Origin of the sequence: Pseudoalteromonas fuliginea, from assembly GCF_000690055.1 — a bacterium.
In the GTDB taxonomy this organism is placed as follows: Bacteria; Pseudomonadota; Gammaproteobacteria; order Enterobacterales; family Alteromonadaceae; genus Pseudoalteromonas; species Pseudoalteromonas fuliginea.
The window spans coordinates 1-326 of the sequence record NZ_JJNZ01000308.1; the positions used below are offsets into that span (position 1 = coordinate 1).

Annotated in this window: 1 protein-coding gene; it reads left to right on the plus strand. The window is 33.1% G+C overall.

The genetic code is table 11. The features are described 5' to 3' along the window. Positions 1 to 256: cyclomaltodextrinase C-terminal domain-containing protein (locus tag DC53_RS22915; protein WP_033032901.1), on the plus strand; the 256-nt coding region annotated here is incomplete at its 5' end. Positions 257 to 326 lie beyond the last annotated feature (70 nt).

Genomic DNA, 326 nt, shown 5'->3' on the forward strand with positions numbered 1-326 from the left:
GGTAATTCATACAGGTAAAACAAAGCATTATTTGCCACAAGAAAATGTATATATATACTTCAGGTATAACGATACTGACGCAGTAATGGTTGTTATTAACAACAGTACTGAGGCTAAAACATTTAGTACAGCTCGCTTTGCTGAAAGTATACAGGGTTACACCAAAGGTAAAAGTGCACTAGGAGAAGAAACAATCAATCTAACTAAAAATATTAGTATAAGTCCGAAATCGACCTTAATACTAGAACTACAATGATTATGAAGTACATCTATAGTATAATATTCTTATTTCTAGTTACGGCAGTTACTGCCCAAAACACTTCACG